Source organism: Trabulsiella odontotermitis (genome assembly GCF_030053895.1).
In the GTDB taxonomy this organism is placed as follows: domain Bacteria; phylum Pseudomonadota; class Gammaproteobacteria; order Enterobacterales; family Enterobacteriaceae; genus Trabulsiella; species Trabulsiella odontotermitis_C.
This window is the reverse complement of sequence record NZ_CP125781.1, coordinates 3,702,307-3,723,918: the sequence shown is the minus strand read 5'-3', so window position 1 is coordinate 3,723,918 and position 21,612 is coordinate 3,702,307. Positions and strand designations below refer to the sequence as shown.

Here is a 21,612-nt window from a genome sequence, read left to right as displayed (position 1 = left end):
GTGATATGGATGAAACAGCTGTTGGTGGGAAAGTGTGAAGCAGTTAACAACGCCTCTGCACCTGAAACAGGCGCAGAGGCGTTAAGGATTAATGCGCTTTAACGGTTTTTTCGTTTTTCTGTTTGCACAGATAACCGATGCCGAGGATCACCAGCCAGACCGGGATCAGCCACACGGAGATCGCCATGCCCGGGGTGATCAGCATGATCACCAGCACCGCCGCCATGAACAGCAGGCAAAGCCAGTTACCCAGCGGGTAGAGCAGGGCAGGGAAGCGCGGGGTGACCCCTTGTTGCTGCTTCGCACGGCGGAACTTGATGTGCGCGAGGCTAATCATCGCCCAGTTAATGACCAGCGCGGAGACCACCAGCGCCATCAGCAGACCGAACGCCGATTCCGGCGCCAGATAGTTAATCAGCACGCAGAGCGCAGTGAACACAGCGGAAACCAGAATGGTGGTGACCGGCACGCCGCGACGGTCAAGTTTCAACAGCGCTTTCGGCGCGTTGCCTTGTTGCGCCAGGCCAAACAACATACGGCTGTTACAGTAAACGCAGCTGTTATAGACCGACAGCGCCGCCGTCAGTACTACGATGTTCAGGGCGTTCGCCACAAAGGTATCGCCCAGCTCATGGAAAATCAGCACAAACGGGCTGGTATCCGCGGTGACACGCGTCCACGGTAACAGCGACAGCAGAACCGCCAGCGAGCCCACATAGAAGATCAGGATACGGTAGATAACCTGGTTAGTGGCTTTCGGGATGCTTTTTTCCGGATCGTCCGCTTCCGCCGCGGTGATCCCGACCAGCTCCAGCCCGCCGAAGGAGAACATGATTATCGCCATCATCATCACCAGACCGGTCATGCCGTTAGGTAAGAAGCCCCCTTGCTCCCACAGGTTGCGCACAGTCGCCTGCGGGCCGCCGTTGCCGCTGAACAGCAACCAGCCGCCAAACAGGATCATACCGACCACGGCGACCACTTTGATAATGGCGAACCAGAACTCCATTTCGCCAAACACTTTCACGTTGGTCAGGTTAATGGCGTTGATGATCACAAAGAACGCCGCCGCAGAAACCCACGTCGGGATTTCTGGCCACCAGAACTGGATGTATTTCCCGACGGCGGTCAGTTCCGCCATCGCCACCAGCACATACAGCACCCAGTAGTTCCAGCCTGAGGCAAAGCCGGCGAAGCTTCCCCAGTATTTATAGGCAAAGTGGCTGAAGGAACCAGCAACCGGTTCTTCCACCACCATTTCCCCCAACTGACGCATGATCAGGAAGGCGATGAAGCCGGCAATCGCATACCCCAGAATAATCCCCGGACCGGCAGATTGAATTACAGATGCGCTACCAAGAAACAGGCCTGTACCGATAGCGCCGCCCAGCGCAATGAGCTGAATATGGCGGTTTTTGAGTCCGCGCCTTAGCTGATCGCCGTGCTGTTGACCTTCCATCATGAAAACCTCGTGTGTGGTTGTATTTTTTATACGCTTATATTGCGTGTGTAATTATGAAATTCCATTTTCTGTACTTATTTATTTACGTGTTAATAACGGGAAAGTTCCTCTCGCCTCTTTCGCAAGAGGAAGAATAGTGTTAAGCGCGGCGTAATGCACCTGCTTTATGAAGGGGTAGTGACGGATTGCATAAAAAGAAAGCATGTGTACAGCGTAGCAGGAGTTTATCGCCGCGCACGCTTCTCATTCAATATTCAAGTTTATTGCATTTTTATTCACTTCATTTGTTGGTGAATCGGTTCGTAATGCAATAAATTGCGTTTCATGAAGGTTAAATCTCCCCCTTTGTGAGTAAACGCAGCATTTGTGCAAAGTTACATGTTTGAAACGTTATTTCTGTACTGTTGTTAAAATGTGCGTGGTTTCCTGATTTCAATCAAAACCTGTATGGACATTAGGTGAATACTTTGTTACTTTAGCGCTACGAACTTGCAATTGGTAAGACCAATTGACTCCGGGCTAATGGCAGAGACAGGGAATAATGGCCTACAGCAAGATCCGCCAACCAAAACTTTCTGATGTGATAGAGCAGCAGCTGGAGTTTTTGATTCTGGAGGGGACACTGCGCCCCGGCGAAAAACTTCCACCTGAACGCGAACTGGCCAAACAGTTCGACGTTTCCCGCCCCTCGCTGCGTGAGGCGATTCAACGTCTCGAAGCCAAGGGCCTTCTGCTTCGTCGCCAGGGCGGCGGTACCTTTGTACAGAGCAGCCTGTGGCAGAGCTTCAGCGACCCGCTGGTAGAGCTCCTGTCCGACCACCCTGAATCTCAGTTTGATCTGCTGGAAACCCGTCACGCGCTTGAGGGCATTGCGGCTTATTACGCGGCTCTGCGCAGTACCGATGAAGACCGTGAACGCATTGGTGAACTTCATCAGGCCATCGAACGGGCACAGCAGTCAGGCGACCTTGATGCCGAGTCTAATGCCGTCGTCCAGTACCAGATTGCCGTCACCGAGGCGGCACACAACGTAGTTTTGCTTCATCTGCTACGCTGCATGGAGCCCATGCTGGCTCAAAACGTTCGTCAGAATTTTGAATTGTTGTATGCCCGTCGGGAAATGCTTCCGCTGGTCAGCAACCATCGCACCCGAATTTTCGAGGCGATTATGGCCAGAGAGCCGGAGCAGGCGCGCGAAGCGTCGCACCGACATCTGGCTTTCATTGAGGAGATCTTGCTGGACCGCAGCCGTGAACAAAGTCGTCGTGAACGTTCACTTCGCCGCCTACAGCAACGAAAGGATTAAGCGCCGTTTTTTTAGAGCGCGGCAACTAAACGCAGAACCTGTCTTATTGCGCTTTTAGCTGAAAACGCAATGGGACAGGTTCCAGACAAATCAACGAATTAGAGATAAGGAATACCCCCCATGTCAGAACGTTTCCAAAATGACGTGGATCCGATCGAAACTCGCGACTGGCAACAGGCGATCGAATCGGTCATCCGTGAAGAAGGTGTTGAGCGTGCTCAGTATCTGATTGACCAGCTCCTTTCAGAAGCGCGCAAAGGCGGCGTGAAAGTGGCTGCTGGTGCAGGGGCTAGCAACTACGTAAACACAATTGCCGTTGAAGATGAGCCGGAATACCCGGGTAATCTGGATCTGGAGCGCCGTATTCGTTCAGCTATCCGCTGGAACGCGATTATGACCGTTCTGCGCGCGTCCAAGAAAGATCTGGAACTGGGTGGCCACATGGCGTCCTTCCAGTCTTCCGCAACCGTTTATGAAGTGTGCTTCAACCACTTCTTCCGTGCCCGTAACGAGAAAGACGGCGGCGACCTGGTGTACTTCCAGGGCCACATTTCCCCGGGCATCTATGCTCGTGCATTCCTGGAAGGCCGTCTGACTGAAGAGCAGATGAACAACTTCCGTCAGGAAGTTCACGGTAACGGTCTCTCTTCTTACCCGCACCCGAAACTGATGCCGGAATTCTGGCAGTTCCCGACCGTCTCCATGGGCCTGGGCCCGATCGGCGCTATCTATCAGGCTAAATTCCTGAAATATCTGGAACACCGTGGTCTGAAAGATACCTCCGAACAAACCGTTTACGCCTTCCTGGGCGATGGCGAAATGGACGAGCCGGAATCTAAAGGTGCGATCACCATCGCTACCCGCGAAAAACTGGATAACCTGGTGTTCGTCATCAACTGTAACCTCCAGCGTCTGGATGGCCCGGTCACCGGTAACGGCAAAATCGTTAACGAACTGGAAGGCATCTTCAGCGGTGCTGGCTGGAACGTAATCAAGGTGATGTGGGGCAGCCGTTGGGACGAACTGCTGCGCAAAGACACCAGCGGTAAGCTGATTCAACTGATGAACGAAACCGTTGACGGCGATTACCAGACCTTCAAATCCAAAGATGGCGCTTACGTGCGTGAGCACTTCTTCGGTAAATACCCGGAAACGGCCGCGCTGGTTGCTGACTGGACTGACGATCAGATCTGGGCACTGAACCGTGGTGGTCATGATCCGAAGAAAGTCTACGCGGCACTGAAAAAAGCGCAGGAAACCAAAGGTAAAGCGACGGTCATCCTCGCCCATACCATTAAAGGTTACGGCATGGGCGATACCGCTGAAGGTAAAAACATCGCTCACCAGGTGAAGAAAATGAACATGGACGGCGTGCGTTACATCCGCGACCGTTTCAATGTTCCTGTCACTGACGAGCAGGTTGAAAACCTCTCTTACCTGACTTTCCCGGAAGGTTCTGAAGAGTATAAGTACCTGCACGAACGTCGTCAGGCGCTGAAAGGCTATCTGCCGTCTCGTCAGCCGAAATTCACTGAGAAGCTGGAACTGCCTCAGCTTGCAGACTTCTCTCAACTGCTGGAAGAGCAGAACAAAGAGATCTCCACCACCATCGCTTTCGTTCGTGCCCTGAACGTGATGCTGAAGAACAAGTCGATCAAAGATCGTCTGGTGCCAATCATTGCTGACGAAGCGCGTACTTTTGGTATGGAAGGTTTGTTCCGCCAGATCGGTATCTACAGCCCGAACGGCCAGCAGTACACCCCGCAGGACCGTGAGCAGGTTGCTTACTACAAAGAAGACGAAAAAGGTCAGATCCTGCAGGAAGGTATCAACGAGCTGGGCGCAGGCGCATCCTGGCTGGCAGCAGCAACGTCTTACAGCACCAACGATCTGCCGATGATCCCGTTCTACATCTACTACTCCATGTTCGGGTTCCAGCGTATCGGCGACCTGTGCTGGCAGGCGGGCGACCAGCAGGCGCGCGGCTTCCTGATTGGTGGTACGTCGGGTCGTACGACCCTGAACGGCGAAGGTCTGCAGCATGAAGATGGTCACAGCCACATTCAGTCTCTGACTATCCCGAACTGTATCTCTTACGATCCGGCTTACGCGTACGAAGTTGCAGTGATCATGCACGACGGTCTGGATCGCATGTACGGTGAGAAACAAGAGAACGTTTACTATTACATCACCACGCTGAACGAAAACTACCATATGCCGGCGATGCCGGAAGGCGCTGAGGAAGGTATCCGTAAAGGTATCTACAAACTCGAAACCCTCGAAGGTAGCAAAGGCAAAGTTCAGCTGATGGGTTCAGGCTCTATCCTGCGTCACGTTCGTGAAGCGGCGCAGATCCTGGCGAAAGACTACGGCGTGGGTTCTGACGTGTACAGCGTGACTTCCTTCACTGAACTGGCGCGTGATGGCCAGGATTGTGAGCGCTGGAACATGCTGCACCCGACCGAAGAACCACGCATACCGTACGTTGCGCAGGTTCTGAGCGATGCACCGGCAGTGGCATCCACTGACTATATGAAACTGTTCGCTGAGCAGATCCGTAACTTCATCCCGGCAAGCGATTACCGCGTACTGGGTACTGACGGTTTCGGTCGCTCTGACAGCCGCGAAAACCTGCGTCATCACTTCGAAGTAGACGCTTCTTACGTGGTGGTCGCGGCGCTGGGCGAACTGGCTAAACGTGGCGAAATCGATAAGAAAGTGGTGGCGGAAGCGATCACCAAATTCAACATCGATGCAGATAAAGTTAACCCGCGTCTGGCGTAAGAGGTAAAAGAATAATGGCTATCGAAATCAATGTACCGGACATCGGGGCTGATGAAGTTGAAATCACCGAGATCCTGGTCAAAGTGGGCGACAAGGTTGAAGCTGAGCAGTCGCTGATCACCGTGGAAGGCGATAAAGCCTCTATGGAAGTTCCGTCTCCGCAGGCAGGCATCGTTAAAGAGATCAAAGTCTCTGTTGGCGATAAAACCGAGACTGGCAAATTGATCATGATTTTCGATTCCGCCGATGGTGCTGCAACTGCAGCACCTGCCAAGGCAGAAGAGAAGAAAGAAGCGGATCCGGCGGCGGCACCTGCTGCGGCTGCGGCAAAAGACGTTCACGTACCGGACATCGGCGGTGATGAAGTTGAAGTCACTGAGATCCTGGTGAAAGTCGGCGACACCGTAACCGCTGAGCAGTCGCTGATCACCGTAGAAGGCGACAAAGCCTCTATGGAAGTGCCGGCGCCATTCGCGGGTACCGTGAAAGAGATCAAAGTGAACACCGGCGACAAAGTGTCTACCGGCTCTCTTATCATGATCTTTGAAGTGGCGGGCGCTGCGCCTGCTGCGGCTCCTGCTAAAGCGGAAGCCGCTCCGGCGGCAGCACCTGCTGCGGCTGGCGGTGCGAAAGATGTTAATGTCCCGGACATCGGCGGCGACGAAGTTGAAGTCACCGAAGTGATGGTGAAAGTCGGCGACAAAGTCACGGCTGAGCAGTCGCTGATCACCGTAGAAGGTGACAAAGCGTCTATGGAAGTTCCGGCGCCGTTCGCAGGCACCGTGAAAGAGCTGAAAGTGAACGTCGGCGACAAAGTCTCCACCGGCTCTCTGATTATGGTCTTCGAAGTGGAAGGTGCTGCGCCTGCCGCGGCTCCGACTGCTGCACCAGCGGCCGCTGCGCCAGCTGCACAAGCGGCAAAACCTGCTGCGGCTCCGGCGGCGAAAGCTGAAGGCAAATCTGAGTTTGCGGAAAACGACGCTTACGTCCACGCGACGCCGCTGATCCGCCGCCTGGCGCGCGAATTTGGCGTTAACCTGGCGAAAGTGAAAGGCACCGGTCGTAAAGGCCGTATCCTGCGCGAAGACGTTCAGGCGTACGTGAAAGACGCGGTCAAACGTGCTGAGTCTGCCCCTGCTGCCACTGGCGGCGGTATTCCTGGTATGCTGCCGTGGCCGAAAGTGGACTTCAGCAAGTTTGGTGAAATCGAAGAAGTCGAACTGGGCCGCATCCAGAAAATCTCTGGGGCTAACCTGAGCCGTAACTGGGTGATGATCCCGCACGTTACGCACTTCGACAAATCCGATATCACCGAGCTGGAAGCGTTCCGTAAACAGCAGAACGTGGAAGCTGAGAAGCGTAAGCTGGACGTGAAGATCACCCCGGTGGTCTTCATCATGAAAGCCGTTGCTGCTGCGCTTGAGCAGATGCCGCGCTTCAACAGCTCGCTGTCCGAAGACGGTCAGAAGCTGACGCTGAAAAAATACATCAACATCGGTGTGGCGGTTGATACGCCAAACGGTCTGGTGGTTCCGGTATTCAAAGACGTGAACAAGAAAGGCATCATCGAGCTGTCACGCGAACTGATGACCATCTCCAAAAAAGCGCGTGATGGCAAGCTGACCGCAGGCGAAATGCAGGGCGGATGCTTCACCATCTCCAGCATCGGCGGCCTGGGCACCACCCATTTCGCGCCGATCGTCAACGCGCCGGAAGTAGCTATCCTCGGTGTGTCCAAGTCTGCGATGGAGCCGGTGTGGAATGGTAAAGAGTTCATGCCGCGTCTGATGATGCCGATTTCGCTCTCCTTCGACCACCGTGTGATTGACGGTGCTGATGGTGCGCGCTTCATTACCATCATCAACAACACCCTGAGCGACATTCGCCGCCTGGTGATGTAATCGAAAAGCCGGCCTGACGGCCGGCTTTTTTCTGGTAATCTCATGGCGTGCTGTGAGGTTATTAGTGCCAAAGATAAATCGTTGCCGTTTTGTTGTTTCAAAATTGTTAACAATTTTGTAAAATACGGGCGGATAGAACGACCCGGTGGATGATGGGCGAGAAGACCAGGGATCGCCGGATATCAATTAAGAGGTCATGATGAGTACTGAAATCAAAACTCAGGTCGTGGTACTTGGGGCAGGCCCGGCAGGTTACTCTGCTGCCTTCCGTTGCGCTGATTTAGGTCTGGAAACCGTTATCGTAGAACGCTACAGCACTCTCGGTGGTGTTTGTCTGAACGTCGGCTGTATCCCTTCTAAAGCGCTGCTGCACGTTGCAAAAGTTATCGAAGAAGCCAAAGCGCTGGCTGAACACGGTATCGTCTTCGGCGAGCCGAAAACCGATATCGACAAGATTCGTACCTGGAAAGAAAAAGTCATCACGCAACTGACTGGCGGTCTGGCCGGTATGGCGAAAGGCCGTAAGGTGAAAGTGGTCACTGGTCTGGGTAAATTTACCGGGGCGAACACCCTGGAAGTGGAAGGCGAAAACGGTAAAACCGTGATCAACTTCGACAACGCTATCATCGCGGCGGGTTCCCGTCCGATTCAACTGCCGTTCATTCCGCATGATGACCCGCGCGTATGGGACTCCACCGACGCCCTGGAACTGAAATCCGTACCGAAGCGTATGCTGGTGATGGGTGGCGGGATCATCGGTCTGGAAATGGGTACTGTATACCATGCGTTGGGTTCAGAGATTGACGTGGTTGAAATGTTCGACCAGGTGATCCCGGCGGCAGACAAAGACATCGTTAAAGTCTTCACCAAACGCATCAGCAAGAAATTCAACCTGATGCTGGAAACCAAAGTGACTGCCGTAGAAGCGAAGAAAGACGGTATCTACGTTTCGATGGAAGGCAAAAAAGCCCCGGCAGAGCCGCAGCGTTACGACGCGGTGCTGGTGGCCATCGGTCGTGTGCCGAACGGTAAAAACCTCGACGCGGGCAAAGCCGGTGTTGAAGTTGACGATCGCGGCTTCATCCGCGTTGACAAGCAACTGCGCACCAACGTGCCGCACATCTTTGCTATCGGCGATATCGTCGGTCAGCCGATGCTGGCGCACAAAGGTGTTCACGAAGGTCACGTTGCCGCTGAAGTGATCGCCGGTCAGAAACACTACTTCGATCCGAAAGTGATCCCGTCTATCGCTTACACCGAGCCAGAAGTGGCATGGGTCGGTCTGACTGAGAAAGAAGCGAAAGAGAAAGGCATCAGCTACGAAACCGCCACCTTCCCGTGGGCGGCGTCTGGTCGTGCTATCGCGTCCGACTGTGCAGACGGTATGACCAAACTGATTTTCGACAAAGAAACTCACCGTGTGATTGGTGGTGCGATTGTCGGTACCAACGGCGGCGAACTGCTGGGTGAAATCGGTCTGGCGATCGAAATGGGTTGTGACGCCGAAGATATCGCGCTGACCATCCATGCTCACCCGACCCTGCATGAATCCGTGGGTCTGGCGGCTGAAGTGTTCGAAGGTAGCATCACCGACCTGCCGAACCCGAAAGCGAAGAAAAAATAATTCTTCTGCCCTGATGATAAAAAGCGGCTGAATCAGCCGCTTTTTTCTTTTTCTGCACGACGGCAAAAGTTTGAAAAACTATTTCTCCGGTAATACCTCAGTACAACCTGAAGCGCTTTTTTAAATAATTGCAATGTAAACTTTTAGTGTGCTAATTAATTCAGAGGTGCACTATGGAAACTTTACTGGCTACAGCAACATTAACCGCGACGCTGGTTTCTGGCCTGGCATTCGCCGCGGATCCTGTCATTCCTTGGGCCGACAACAGCGGCGGCACCGAAAGTACCCACATCGCTGCCATGGGAGAAGATTTGAACGCGCAGCATCAGGCGATCACTAAAACCCATGAAGGCGTCTGGGCGGCAAATTCGGGCAGCATCAGCGCTGACGAAGCCGCGCTCTCCAGCACTAAACCTGCCGTGGTGGGTCATCCTAAACTGATGCCGCATCAGGGTTGATAATACGTTTTCTGAGATATAGACGGTCGCCCTTGCGGGCGACCACTAGCTTACTTGCCCAGGTTCAGGACGAACATCACTGTGATGTCGGAAATATTCCAGCCACCATGCAGCGATGCCAGCACTAAACCTGTCACAATGATGAGCGCATACAGATAACGCATCTCCATTGCACGTTTTCCCTTTAAGGGCCACGTTGATTCCTTCTTCACCGGGAAAGGCAGAACCGGGCAAACCTGGTAATTGCCACGCGGAGTACAGGAACTGCTTCCAGGCCCGGTGACTGGCTGCTACGCCAGTGAAGCAGGCCAGAAGCGACTATATCGCCACTTTTTCAAATGGCGATAGTAAAGCATCGTTTGTTTCTGACATTTTGTTAAAACGGGAATGCGCTACGCAAAACCGAAACTGACCATTGCAAACGGGTGATGTTCTGTGCAAAATCGTCCTTGCCTGGTAATTGCCACAAAACCTGCTTCTACGGTGCCTGCTACCACCCTGAAGCAACAAAAAAACCGCTTTACGGCGGTTTTTTTGTGCCTGAGAAACCGCGTTTGGCCTGCAATATATTCATCGCAACGATTCAGCAAATTATTTAATGTTGCTTTTTTGTAAACGGATTAACACACTGCCAAAATCCTGCTATGCTGCCCGACGCGGTATCCGGCATTTACCCTACAAACTGCTGTCTCACAGGAGCGTGAAGAGAATCGCCTGCCGCACATGACAATGAGAGCGAGGAGAACCGTCGTGCTAAAAGAATACCGTGAGCACGTAGCTGAGCGTGCCGCCGAAGGGATTGTTGCTAAACCCTTAGATGCAACCCAAATGGCCGCGCTGGTGGAACTGCTGAAAAATCCGCCTGCTGGCGAAGAAGAATTCCTGTTAGATCTGTTGACCAACCGTGTCCCGCCTGGCGTTGATGAAGCCGCCTATGTTAAAGCCGGATTCCTCGCCGCTGTCGCCAAAGGCGAAGCGAGCTCCCCACTGGTTACCCCTGAAAAAGCGATTGAACTGCTTGGCACCATGCAGGGCGGGTATAACATTCATCCGCTGATTGACGCGCTGGATAACGAAAAACTGGCGCCGATTGCTGCCAAAGCGCTGTCGCAAACGCTGCTGATGTTTGACAACTTCTACGACGTAGAAGAGAAAGCCAAAGCGGGTAACGTTTACGCGAAACAGGTGATGCAGTCCTGGGCTGACGCAGAATGGTTCCTGAACCGTCCTCAGCTCGCGGAAAAAATCACTGTCACCGTCTTTAAAGTGACGGGCGAAACCAATACTGATGACCTGTCTCCGGCGCCGGATGCGTGGTCACGTCCGGATATCCCGCTGCATGCGCTGGCGATGCTGAAAAACGCTCGTGAAGGTATTGAGCCGGATCAGCCTGGCGTCGTTGGCCCCATCAAACAAATCGAAGCACTGCAGAAAAAAGGCTTCCCGCTGGCCTATGTCGGTGACGTGGTCGGTACCGGTTCTTCCCGTAAGTCCGCGACCAACTCGGTGCTGTGGTTCATGGGCGATGACATCCCGCATGTGCCGAACAAACGCGGCGGCGGTCTGGTGCTTGGCGGTAAAATCGCGCCAATCTTCTTCAACACCATGGAAGATGCCGGTGCGCTGCCGATTGAAGTGGATGTCAGCAACCTGAACATGGGCGACGTGATTGACGTTTACCCGTTCAAAGGTGAAGTGCGTAACCACGAAACCGGCGAACTGCTGGCGAGCTTTGAACTGAAAACGGACGTGCTGATCGACGAAGTGCGTGCCGGTGGCCGTATTCCGCTGATCATCGGTCGAGGACTTACCACCAAAGCGCGTGAAGCGCTGGGTCTGCCGCACAGCGATGTGTTCCGCAAAGCGAAAGACGTGGCGGAAAGCGGCCGTGGCTTCTCGCTGGCACAGAAAATGGTTGGCCGCGCCTGTGGCGTTGCCGGTGTTCGTCCGGGCGCGTATTGCGAGCCGAAGATGACCTCCGTCGGTTCTCAGGACACCACCGGTCCGATGACCCGTGATGAACTGAAAGACCTGGCCTGCCTGGGCTTCTCGTCTGACCTGGTGATGCAGTCCTTCTGCCACACCGCAGCCTATCCGAAGCCGGTCGACGTGACCACTCACCATACGCTGCCGGACTTCATCATGAACCGTGGCGGCGTTTCGCTGCGTCCTGGCGATGGCGTTATCCACTCGTGGCTGAACCGTATGCTGTTGCCGGATACCGTCGGTACTGGTGGTGATTCGCACACCCGTTTCCCGATCGGCATCTCTTTCCCGGCGGGTTCTGGTCTGGTGGCGTTTGCTGCCGCGACCGGCGTGATGCCACTGGATATGCCGGAATCCGTTCTGGTGCGCTTCAAAGGCAAAATGCAGCCGGGCATTACCCTGCGCGACCTGGTTCACGCGATCCCGCTGTACGCCATCAGACAGGGCCTGCTGACCGTTGAGAAGAAGGGCAAGAAGAACATCTTCTCTGGCCGCATTCTGGAAATCGAAGGTCTGCCGGATCTGAAAGTCGAGCAGGCGTTTGAACTGACTGACGCCTCTGCAGAACGTTCTGCAGCGGGTTGCACCATTAAGCTCAACAAAGAGCCGATCATTGAGTATCTGAACTCAAACATCGTGCTGCTGAAGTGGATGATTGCAGAAGGCTACGGCGACCGTCGTACGCTGGAACGTCGCGTTCAGGGTATGGAGAAATGGCTGGCGGATCCGCAACTGCTGGAAGCAGACGCAGATGCGGAATATGCGGCGGTGATCGACATCGATCTGGCTGATATCAAAGAGCCGATCCTGTGTGCGCCGAACGATCCGGACGATGCGCGTCTGCTCTCCGACGTTCAGGGCGACAAGATCGACGAAGTGTTTATCGGCTCCTGCATGACCAACATTGGTCACTTCCGTGCGGCAGGTAAACTGCTGGATACCCACAAAGGCCAGTTGCCGACTCGTCTGTGGGTGGCGCCGCCAACCCGTATGGATGCGGCACAGCTGACTGAAGAGGGTTACTACAGCGTGTTCGGTAAGAGCGGCGCGCGTATTGAAATCCCGGGCTGCTCGCTGTGCATGGGTAACCAGGCGCGTGTGGCGGACGGTGCGACGGTGGTCTCCACTTCAACCCGTAACTTCCCGAACCGTTTAGGTACCGGCGCGAACGTCTACCTGGCGTCTGCGGAGCTGGCGGCGGTTGCGGCGCTGATCGGTAAACTACCGACGCCGGAAGAGTATCAGACCTTTGTCGCGCAGGTGGATAAAACCGCTGTGGATACTTATCGCTATCTGAACTTCGACCAGCTTAATCAATACACCGAGAAAGCTGATGGCGTGATTTTCCAGACGGCAGTGTAAGTACTCCGCTTACCAGGCCTACAAACCCTTCTCCCCGGAGAAGGGTTTTTTATTTTCAAACCTTCCCTGTGTACCGCTGTTTTTCTGCTGCGCTGCTGCGATAATTACTGCAAGAGTTTTGCAGAGGGACACATTATGGATTACGAATTTCTGCGCGATGTTACCGGAGTAGTAAAAGTGCGCATGTCCATGGGCCACGAAGTGGTCGGGCACTGGTTTAATGAAGAAGTGAAAGAAAACCTGGCCCTGCTGGATGAAGTGGAACAGGCGGCGCGCGCGGTGAAAGGCAGCGAACGTTCCTGGCAACGAGTGGGGCATGAATATACGCTCTGGATGGATGGCGAAGAGGCGATAATCCGCGCCAACCAACTGGAGTTCGCCGGTGACGAAATGGAAGAAGGGATGAGTTACTACGATGAAGAGAGTTTGTCGCTGTGCGGCGTGGAAGACTTTCTTCAGGTGGTGAAAGCATACCGGGAATTTCTTCATCAATCCTGAGCTATTTCAATCATCAAAGCAGCCGGACGTTCGTGTCCGGCTTTTTTTTGCTGAAAAATGATTCTTTGATTTTTATTAATCAGTTTAAAACTGTGATCTGACACCTTTGTGATCTAAATTTGATTAAATATAATCTTTATGATTTTATTTAATCACAACACAACAACAGGCGGGAAGACCATGAACATCAAAAAGGCAATAGAACGCGTACCCGGCGGCATGATGGTCGTGCCATTGGTTATCGGTGCCATTATCAATACCTTTGCCCCGCAGGCGCTGGAGATCGGCGGGTTTACCACCGCGCTGTTTAAAAATGGCGCGGCCCCGTTGATCGGCGCATTCCTGCTGTGTATGGGCGCCGGGATCAGCGTGAAGGCTGCGCCTCAGGCATTGTTGCAGGGTGGTACGATCACCCTGACAAAATTGCTGATCGCCATTGCGATCGGTCTTGGCGTTGAGCATCTATTTGGTACGGAAGGGATCTTTGGCTTAAGCGGCCTGGCGATTATTGCGGCAATGAGCAATTCGAATGGCGGGCTGTATGCGGCGCTGGTTGGCGAATTCGGCAACGAACGTGATGTTGGCGCGATCTCCATTCTGTCTCTTAATGACGGTCCGTTCTTTACGATGATCGCACTGGGCGCGGCGGGAATGGCAAACATTCCGATCATGGCGCTGGTGGCGGTGCTGGTTCCACTGGTGGTGGGGATGATCCTCGGTAACCTCGACCATAATATGCGCGACTTCCTGACCAAAGGCGGCCCGCTGCTGATTCCTTTCTTTGCCTTTGCGCTGGGCGCTGGCATTAACCTGGAGATGCTGTTGCAGGGCGGTCTGGCGGGCATCCTGCTTGGCGTGCTGACCACTTTCGTTGGCGGTTTCTTTAACATCCGCGCAGACCGGCTGGTTGGCGGCAGTGGCATTGCCGGCGCCGCCGCGTCCAGTACGGCGGGTAACGCCGTCGCGACGCCACTGGCAATTGCGCAGGCTGACCCTTCGCTGGCGGAAGTTGCCGCCGCCGCCGCGCCACTGGTTGCCGCGTCGGTGATTACCACTGCGATCCTGACGCCAGTCCTCACCTCATGGGTGGCAAAACGTCAGGCGCGTCAGGTGGCTCAGGAGAATAAAGCATGAAAATGATCGTTATCGCCGATGACTTTACGGGCTCTAACGATACCGGCGTGCAGCTGGCGAAGAAGGGCGCGCGCACGGAAGTGATGCTCACCCCGGCGCAGAAGCCTTCGCGCCGGGCCGATGTGCTGGTTATCAATACCGAAAGTCGGGCAATCTCTGCGGCGCAAGCCGAACAGGCCGTACAGCAGGCATTAGCGCCGTGGTGCGAAGGGAGCAGCGTGCCGCTGGTGTATAAAAAAATCGACTCGACCTTTCGCGGCAACGTGGGGGCCGAGGTCAGCGCGGCGATGCGGGCGACTCATCGGCCACTGGCGGTCATTGCAGCGGCGATCCCCGCCGCCGGGCGCACTACCCGTGATGGGTTGTGCCTGGTCAACGGAACCCCTTTACTGGAGACAGAATTTGCCAGCGATCCCAAAACGCCGATTGTCTCTTCACGCATTGCGGAACTGGTCGCGTTGCAGAGTGACATTCCGGTGCGCGAGGTCTCGCTTGAAGACGTCCGTCGCGGCCAACTGGGCGCGCTGTTGAGCGCCTTCGCTGAAGAAGGTGAATGCATGGTTGTGGTGGACGCGGTGGAAGATCGCGATCTGTCGCTGATTGCGCAGGCTATTAATGAACAAAAACAGCTGCCGCTGCTGGTCGGCGCGGCCGGACTCGCCAATGCCCTGCCGGTCAGAATGTTTATGCAGGAGAAACAAGCGCTGCCAGTACTGGTGGTGGCGGGCTCGATGAGCGAAGCCACGCGACGTCAGGTCGACAAAGCGCTGTGTCAGGAGAGAGCGAAGGTCGTTGATATTGATGCCTCACGACTGGTCTCAGCCCATTTCGAACAGGAGATCGCCGCGATTGTGGAGGAGACCTGTACGCTATTGAGCCGTCGGCATCATACGATTTTACGCACCAGTCGGCGTGCGGAAGATCGGGAGATGATCGACACGTTGTGTAGCGCTGTGGGGATGAGTCGCCAGCAGCTCGGCGAACTGTTGAGTCAGCGGCTTGGGTCCATCACGTTACGCATTATTGAGCAGGCGCGCATCGGCGGCCTGTTCCTCACCGGAGGGGATATCGCCACCGCGGTAGCCAGTGCGCTGGGTGCGGAAGGGTATCGCATTCAAAGCGAAGTCGCCCCCTGCATTCCGTGCGGCACCTTTGTGAACAGCGAGATTGACGATCTGCCGGTTATCACCAAAGCAGGAGGATTCGGCTCAGACAGTACCCTTTGTGATGCGCTTTATTTTATTGAGGAGATGTACAGTGGTAACTAAAACAATCGCGATTACGATGGGCGACCCGGCAGGGATCGGACCGGAAATTATTGTTAAAGCGCTCAGCCAGGATGAACTGACCGGCGCACCGCTGGTGGTGGTGGGATGCCTGCAAACCCTGAAGCGGTTGCAGTCCAAAGGGCTGGCGGAGGGCGTAACGTTCCGTGCGATCACCCGGGTCGCGGATGCCCGCTTCGCGCCGGGCGTGATTCATGTGATCGATGAACCGCTGGCACAGCCGGAGGCGCTGGAGCCGGGTAAAGTGCAGGCGCAGGCGGGCGATCTGGCGTTTCGTTGCGTAAAACGCGCGACGGAGCTGGCGATGAAAGGCGACGTTCATGCCATCGCCACCGCCCCGTTGAACAAAGAAGCGCTGCATCTTGCCGGGCACAACTTCCCGGGCCATACAGAGCTGCTGGCAACGTTGACCGAAAGCCGCGACTTCGCGATGGTGCTCTACACCGACAAACTGAAAGTGATTCATGTTTCTACCCACATCGCTCTGCGTAAGTTCCTCGATACCCTGAATGCTCAGCGCGTGGAAACGGTGATCGGCATCGCTGATACCTTCCTGAAACGCGTGGGATTCGCGAATCCACGAATTGCGGTGGCTGGTGTGAATCCCCATGCCGGTGAAAACGGACTGTTTGGCGATGAAGAGATCCGGATTGTCGGACCCGCGATTGAGCACATGAAGGCGAAGGGGATCGATGTTTACGGCCCGTGCCCGCCGGACACGGTGTTTTTACAGGCGTATGAAGGTCACTATGACATGGTGGTGGCAATGTACCACGATCAGGGACATATCCCGTTAAAGCTGCTCGGTTTTTACGATGGCGTCAACATCACTGCCGGTCTGCCATTTATCCGCACCTCTGCCGATCACGGGACGGCATTTGATATCGCCTGGACGGGAAAAGCAAAATCTGAGAGCATGGCCGTATCGATTAAACTGGCAATGCAACTGGCGTAATTTCCTGTTATGAAAGGACAACACCGTCTGGATAAGATTGTGGCGTATTTGAAAAATCATACGCTGGTGACCGTGGAACAACTGGTGGATGCGGTTGACGCCTCCCCGGCGACGATCCGACGCGATCTGATCAAACTGGATGAACAGGGAGTGATCAGCCGCAGCCACGGCGGTGTTGCGTTACGACGCTTTGAACCTGCGCAACCGACCACTAACGAGAAACAACTGCGATCCCCCGCTGAAAAACGGGCGATCGCGCGTTATGCCGCCTCCATGGTGCATGCCGGTGATGCCGTCGTGCTTGATGCCGGTACCACGATGCTGGAACTGGCAAAGTGTCTGACGCATCTGCCGTTACGCGTGATTACCGTTGATCTGCACATCGCCCTGTTTTTATCGGAGTTTCGCCAGATAGAAGTGACGATTGTCGGTGGTCGGATTGATGACAGCAGCCAGTCGTGCATCGGTGAATATGGCCGCAAGATGCTGCGCAGCGTCTATCCCGATATCGCCTTTATGAGCTGTAACACCTGGAGTCTGGAGAAAGGGGTGACTACACCGACGGAAGACAAAGCGGGGCTGAAACAAGAAATTATCGCTAACGCCCAGCGTAAGGTGTTGCTGGCCGACAGCAGCAAATATGGCGCGCATTCTCTGTTTAATGTCGCCTCTCTCAGCCGCTTTACCGACGTCATCACCGATGTTAATTTACCGCAGGCCGTGCAGGCCGAACTGAAAGCGCAATCCGTCGCCCTGACGCTGGTTCAACCTTAATTACCGGATAGCAGACGTTGGGATAAACCTGGAGATGAGTGATGGGTAATGAAATACCACTGCAATTTTATGACATCGTGGATGAGTATTCGACGGAGTCCGCAGAGCCTGTTAACACGTCGGAGCGTGACGCTCTGGCACGCTATTTCCAGCTCCTGATCACCCGTTTAAGAAATAATGAAGAGATCAGCGAAGAGGCGCAGCAAGAGATGGCCAGTGAAGCCGAAATTGATGCGCAACGCATCGATGATATCGCTGAATTCCTGAATCGATGGGGAAATGAATAAGCCCTGATTTCGCTCAGGAGCTCCGCAGAGCTCCTGAGGGTTAATCTTACACGCTCGGGATATTGCGCCCGTAGTAGATCTCACGCATCTCTTTCCACAGCGCAGCGGTAATCTCTTTGTGCTCGGCTTCCGTCAGATCTTCCGGCCTGGTATGGAACATGTAGTGCTTAAGATCGAACTCTTTAAGCAACATTTTGGTATGGAAGATGTTTTCCTGGTAAACGTTCACATCCACCATGTCGTACAGCGCCTTCATGTCGTTGGACATAAAGTTCTGAATCGAATTAATTTTGTGATCAATAAAATGTTTCATACCGTTGACGTCACGGGTAAAACCACGCACGCGGTAATCGATGGTCACGATGTCCGATTCCAGCTGATGGATCAGGTAATTCAGCGCCTTGAGCGGCGAAATTACGCCGCAGGTAGATACTTCAATATCCGCACGGAAGGTACAAAGACCGCCTTCAGGGTGGCTTTCCGGGTATGTATGCACGCAGATATGGCTTTTATCAAGATGAGCAACCACCGTTTCAGGCAACGGTCCCGGGTGTTCGGTGGTGTCGATAAGCGTCGGGTCGACGGGCTCTTCGCTCACCAGAATGGTGACGCTCGCGCCCTGAGGTTCATAATCCTGGCGGGCAATGTTGAGAATATTGGCACCGATAATCGAGCAGGTTTCTGACAGGATTTCGGTCAGACGGTTGGCGTTATAGAGTTCGTCGATATAGGCGATATAACCATCGCGCTCCTCCGCTGTTTTGGCATAGCAGATATCGTAAATACAAAAACTCAGGCTTTTGGTCAGGTTGTTAAAGCCATGCAGTTTTAGCTTTTTCAATTTTTATCATCTCCTTAGAAGCAGAGTGCGTCTTGCAGGTATTGTGGCAGGGCGAAGGCAGCCGTATGCACGCTGGGATTGTAATAGCGGCATTTCAGACCGGAGCTGTGAAAGCGCGCCTGGATGATTTCGGTGGAAAGATGGCGCAGCGCACCGTTGTCTGTCGCCCAGGCGAAGGTCATGATGCCGCCGTAATAGGTCGGGATCGCCGCCTGGTAAAAGCTCACGTCGCGGAAGTAGTGGCTCAGTTTGCGATGGCTGTCGATGGCTTCATCCTGCTGCAGAAAACTCACGCCATTCTGAGCGACAAAAATGCCGCCAGGGTTCAGGCAGCGCTTGCAGCCTTCGTAAAAATCAGACGTAAACAGGCTCTCACCAGGACCGATAGGATCGGTACAGTCCGAGATAATCACATCAAATGTCTGGCGAGTCTGGTTGACGAAATTGACGCCGTCATCAATCACCAGCCTGAAACGCGGATCGTCATAGCTACCAGCGTTATGGTTCGGCAGATACTGGCGGCAGAACGAGACCACGCCGGCGTCGATCTCCACCATCGTGATGGTTTCAACGGTTTTGTGGCGGGAGACTTCACGCAGCATTGCGCCGTCGCCACCGCCGATGATCAGCACGTGTTTCGCCTGACCGTGGGCCAGCAGCGGAACGTGGGTCATCATTTCGTGATAGATAAATTCGTCGCGTTCGGTGGTCTGCACCACACCATCCAGCGCCATCACACGGCCAAACGCCGCGTTTTCGAAGATGATCAGATCCTGGTGGTCGGTCTTCTCGTGATACAAGACGTTATCAACGGCAAAGTATTGACCAAACTGGTCGTGCAGGGTTTCGTGCCACACGTTTTTCTCGGTCATCGACAGATACCTCCTTTGTTAACACCCCTTCAAAATGGGCGCAACATGATAGCCAACAATAACCGTGGATGCACGGTCATTATTTCATCAGAGGATTATTTCACGTAGGCAAGAAGGCTTAATGAATCGCGCGCCAGCGCTTTACATTTTTTGGCGGTAGGAATGCTGATGCCGCTCAGATCGCGATAGCTGTCTTCACCGAGGGCTTTCATATTGTAGGTGTCGTAGTTGCTCAAATCCCACTGGTTCTGCTGGGCGAAAAACACCAGCGCCCGGCGGATCTGACCATTCGGTAAGTTCTGGTAACCACAATCATTTTTCAGGAACACAAAGACGGCGGTCAGGTCAGCCATATCTTCTGCTTCGGATTCGCTTAACGCGTAACTGTTGCAGGAGAGGGCAAGCAGGCTGCCAAGCACCAGTGTTCTGAAAAACATCTTCATGGGTTCTACCTTAATTCGTGGAAGTTCAACGTTAGCATACTTCCCAGGGACTCGCCGCTGTTTCTTGCTATCTTTCTGCTTGACCTTGCCGCAAGGGAAAGGGGTAAGCTTAATTATTCACCATAAAAATAAAAGGAAGTAAAAAAATGCATCGCCGTGACTTTATAAAACTCACCGCCGCCGTGGGCGTCGCCAGTGCATTACCGGCATGGAGCCGATTTGCGTTTGCCGCCGATCGCCCCGCGCTGCCGATCCCCGACCTGCTGACCGCCGACGCCACCAGCCGCATTGCCCTCAACGTTCAGGCTGGTAAAACACAGTTTGGCCCGCATTTAGCCACCACCTGGGGCTATAACGGCAACCTGCTCGGCCCTGCGCTGCAACTGCGTCAGGGAAAAGCGGTGACGGTGGATATTCATAATCAGCTCAGCGAAGAGACTACACTGCACTGGCACGGGCTGGAAGTGCCTGGCGAAGTAGATGGCGGCCCGCAGGGAATCATCAAACCCGGCGAAACGCGCACGGTCACCTTTACGCCGACGCAGCGTGCGGCGACCTGCTGGTTCCATCCACATCAACATGGCAAAACCGGGCGTCAGGTGGCGATGGGGCTCGCCGGGCTGGTGCTGATAGAAGACAACGAACTGCGCAAGCTGCTGTTGCCGAAACAGTGGGGCATTGATGACGTGCCGGTGATCGTGCAGGACAAGAAATTTAACGCCAACGGGCAAATTGATTATCAGCTCGACATCATGAGCGCGGCCGTCGGCTGGGTCGGCAATACGCTGCTGACTAACGGTGCCATCTATCCGCAGCATTCCGCGCCGAAAGGCTGGCTGCGTCTGCGTCTGCTCAACGGCTGCAACGCGCGGATGCTGAATTTCGCCACCAGTGATAACCGACCGCTGTACGTCATTGCCAGCGACGGGGGGTTACTGCCGGAACCGGTGAAAGTGACAGAACTGCCGGTGTTGCCAGGAGAACGTTTTGAAGTGCTGGTGGATATCAGCGACGCCAGAGCGTTTGATCTGGTCACGCTGCCGGTCAATCAAATGGGCATGGCGATTGCGCCGTTTGATGACGCGCACCCGGTGATGCGCATCCAGCCGCTGGTGATCCCGGCGTCCGGCACTTTGCCGGATACGTTAACCCGCATGCCCGCGCTGCCATCGCTGGACGGGATGACGCAGCGTACCCTGCAACTGTCTATGGATCCGATGCTCGACATGATGGGCCATATGGGGTCGATGGATCACAGCGGCAAAGGTTTTGATTTCCATAATGCCAATAAGGTTAACGGTGTGGCCTTTGAAATGGATAAACCGATGTTTGCCGCGGCGAAAGGGCAGTATGAGCGCTGGGTGATCTCCGGCAAAGGCGACATGATGCTGCACCCGTTCCACATCCACGGGACGCAGTTCCGCATTCTGTCTGAGAACGGTAAAGCGCCTGCGGCGCATCGTTCCGGCTGGAAAGATATGGTGCAAGTCGAAGGAAATGTCAGCGAAGTGCTGGTGAAATTTAACCATGACGCGCCGAAGGAATTCGCCTATATGGCGCACTGTCATCTGTTAGAACACGAAGACACCGGAATGATGTTGGGGTTTACGGTATAAAAAAGCCCGGTAAGCAGCGGCGC

Annotated in this window: 17 protein-coding genes; 13 read left to right on the top strand and 4 right to left on the bottom strand. The window is 54.4% G+C overall.

Annotation, left to right across the window (positions count from 1 at the left end):
- Window positions 1-88: 88 nt before the first annotated feature.
- Complete coding sequence (gene aroP / locus QMG90_RS17645; protein WP_283280924.1) at window positions 89-1,462, bottom strand: aromatic amino acid transporter AroP; 1,374 nt, start codon at window positions 1,460-1,462, stop codon at window positions 89-91.
- Between the two features lie 541 nt (window positions 1,463-2,003).
- Between aroP and pdhR the strand changes: the two genes are divergently transcribed.
- The 12 genes from pdhR (at window position 2,004) to QMG90_RS17585 (ending at window position 17,817) form a co-directional block, all read left to right on the top strand.
- Window positions 2,004-2,768, top strand: coding sequence for a pyruvate dehydrogenase complex transcriptional repressor PdhR (gene pdhR, locus QMG90_RS17640; RefSeq protein ID WP_049848456.1), 765 nt, complete (start codon window positions 2,004-2,006; stop codon window positions 2,766-2,768).
- A 120-nt stretch (window positions 2,769-2,888) separates the two neighbouring features.
- Window positions 2,889-5,552, top strand: a complete 2,664-nt coding sequence (aceE, locus tag QMG90_RS17635; RefSeq protein ID WP_283280923.1) for a pyruvate dehydrogenase (acetyl-transferring), homodimeric type — start codon at window positions 2,889-2,891, stop codon at window positions 5,550-5,552.
- Window positions 5,553-5,566: 14 nt separating this feature from the next.
- On the top strand, window positions 5,567-7,453 hold the full coding sequence (gene aceF, locus QMG90_RS17630; RefSeq protein WP_283280922.1) for a pyruvate dehydrogenase complex dihydrolipoyllysine-residue acetyltransferase: 1,887 nt from the start codon (window positions 5,567-5,569) through the stop codon (window positions 7,451-7,453).
- A gap of 199 nt (window positions 7,454-7,652) precedes the next feature.
- On the top strand, window positions 7,653-9,077 hold the full coding sequence (lpdA, locus tag QMG90_RS17625; protein WP_283283996.1) for a dihydrolipoyl dehydrogenase: 1,425 nt from the start codon (window positions 7,653-7,655) through the stop codon (window positions 9,075-9,077).
- Between the two features lie 173 nt (window positions 9,078-9,250).
- The gene (locus tag QMG90_RS17620) at window positions 9,251-9,535 is read left to right on the top strand and encodes a hypothetical protein (RefSeq protein ID WP_283280921.1); all 285 of its coding nucleotides are present in this window, start codon (window positions 9,251-9,253) and stop codon (window positions 9,533-9,535) included.
- Between the two features lie 750 nt (window positions 9,536-10,285).
- Complete coding sequence (gene acnB, locus QMG90_RS17615) at window positions 10,286-12,883, top strand: bifunctional aconitate hydratase 2/2-methylisocitrate dehydratase (RefSeq protein ID WP_283280920.1); 2,598 nt, start codon at window positions 10,286-10,288, stop codon at window positions 12,881-12,883.
- A gap of 135 nt (window positions 12,884-13,018) precedes the next feature.
- Entirely contained in the window at window positions 13,019-13,381 is a 363-nt protein-coding gene (gene yacL / locus QMG90_RS17610; RefSeq protein ID WP_283280918.1) for a protein YacL, read from the top strand.
- 180 nt (window positions 13,382-13,561) lie between these two features.
- Window positions 13,562-14,515, top strand: coding sequence for a 2-keto-3-deoxygluconate permease 1 (locus QMG90_RS17605; RefSeq protein ID WP_283280917.1), 954 nt, complete (start codon window positions 13,562-13,564; stop codon window positions 14,513-14,515).
- Complete coding sequence (gene dtnK, locus QMG90_RS17600) at window positions 14,512-15,783, top strand: D-threonate kinase (RefSeq protein ID WP_283280916.1); 1,272 nt, start codon at window positions 14,512-14,514, stop codon at window positions 15,781-15,783. Before QMG90_RS17605 ends, dtnK begins: the two co-directional genes overlap by 4 nt.
- Window positions 15,773-16,756 (top strand): D-threonate 4-phosphate dehydrogenase, encoded by a 984-nt coding sequence (locus tag QMG90_RS17595; protein WP_283280914.1) that lies wholly within the window; start codon window positions 15,773-15,775, stop codon window positions 16,754-16,756. Before dtnK ends, QMG90_RS17595 begins: the two co-directional genes overlap by 11 nt.
- 9 nt (window positions 16,757-16,765) lie before the next feature.
- Window positions 16,766-17,530: a DeoR/GlpR family DNA-binding transcription regulator gene (locus tag QMG90_RS17590; protein WP_283280913.1), complete on the top strand. Its 765-nt coding sequence runs from the start codon at window positions 16,766-16,768 to the stop codon at window positions 17,528-17,530.
- A 41-nt stretch (window positions 17,531-17,571) separates the two neighbouring features.
- Window positions 17,572-17,817, top strand: a complete 246-nt coding sequence (locus QMG90_RS17585; RefSeq protein WP_283283994.1) for a DUF2543 family protein — start codon at window positions 17,572-17,574, stop codon at window positions 17,815-17,817.
- Window positions 17,818-17,863: 46 nt separating this feature from the next.
- Here the strand turns inward: QMG90_RS17585 and speD are convergent, their stop codons facing one another.
- The 3 genes from speD to QMG90_RS17570 form a co-directional block, all read right to left on the bottom strand.
- Entirely contained in the window at window positions 17,864-18,658 is a 795-nt protein-coding gene (gene speD / locus QMG90_RS17580) for an adenosylmethionine decarboxylase (RefSeq protein WP_283280911.1), read from the bottom strand.
- Between the two features lie 14 nt (window positions 18,659-18,672).
- Complete coding sequence (gene speE / locus QMG90_RS17575) at window positions 18,673-19,530, bottom strand: polyamine aminopropyltransferase (protein WP_283280909.1); 858 nt, start codon at window positions 19,528-19,530, stop codon at window positions 18,673-18,675.
- Between the two features lie 95 nt (window positions 19,531-19,625).
- The gene (locus QMG90_RS17570; RefSeq protein WP_054178391.1) at window positions 19,626-19,973 is read right to left on the bottom strand and encodes a YacC family pilotin-like protein; all 348 of its coding nucleotides are present in this window, start codon (window positions 19,971-19,973) and stop codon (window positions 19,626-19,628) included.
- 146 nt (window positions 19,974-20,119) lie between these two features.
- On the opposite strand from QMG90_RS17570, the gene cueO reads away from it, so the two are divergent.
- On the top strand, window positions 20,120-21,589 hold the full coding sequence (gene cueO / locus QMG90_RS17565) for a multicopper oxidase CueO (protein ID WP_283280907.1): 1,470 nt from the start codon (window positions 20,120-20,122) through the stop codon (window positions 21,587-21,589).
- Window positions 21,590-21,612 lie beyond the last annotated feature (23 nt).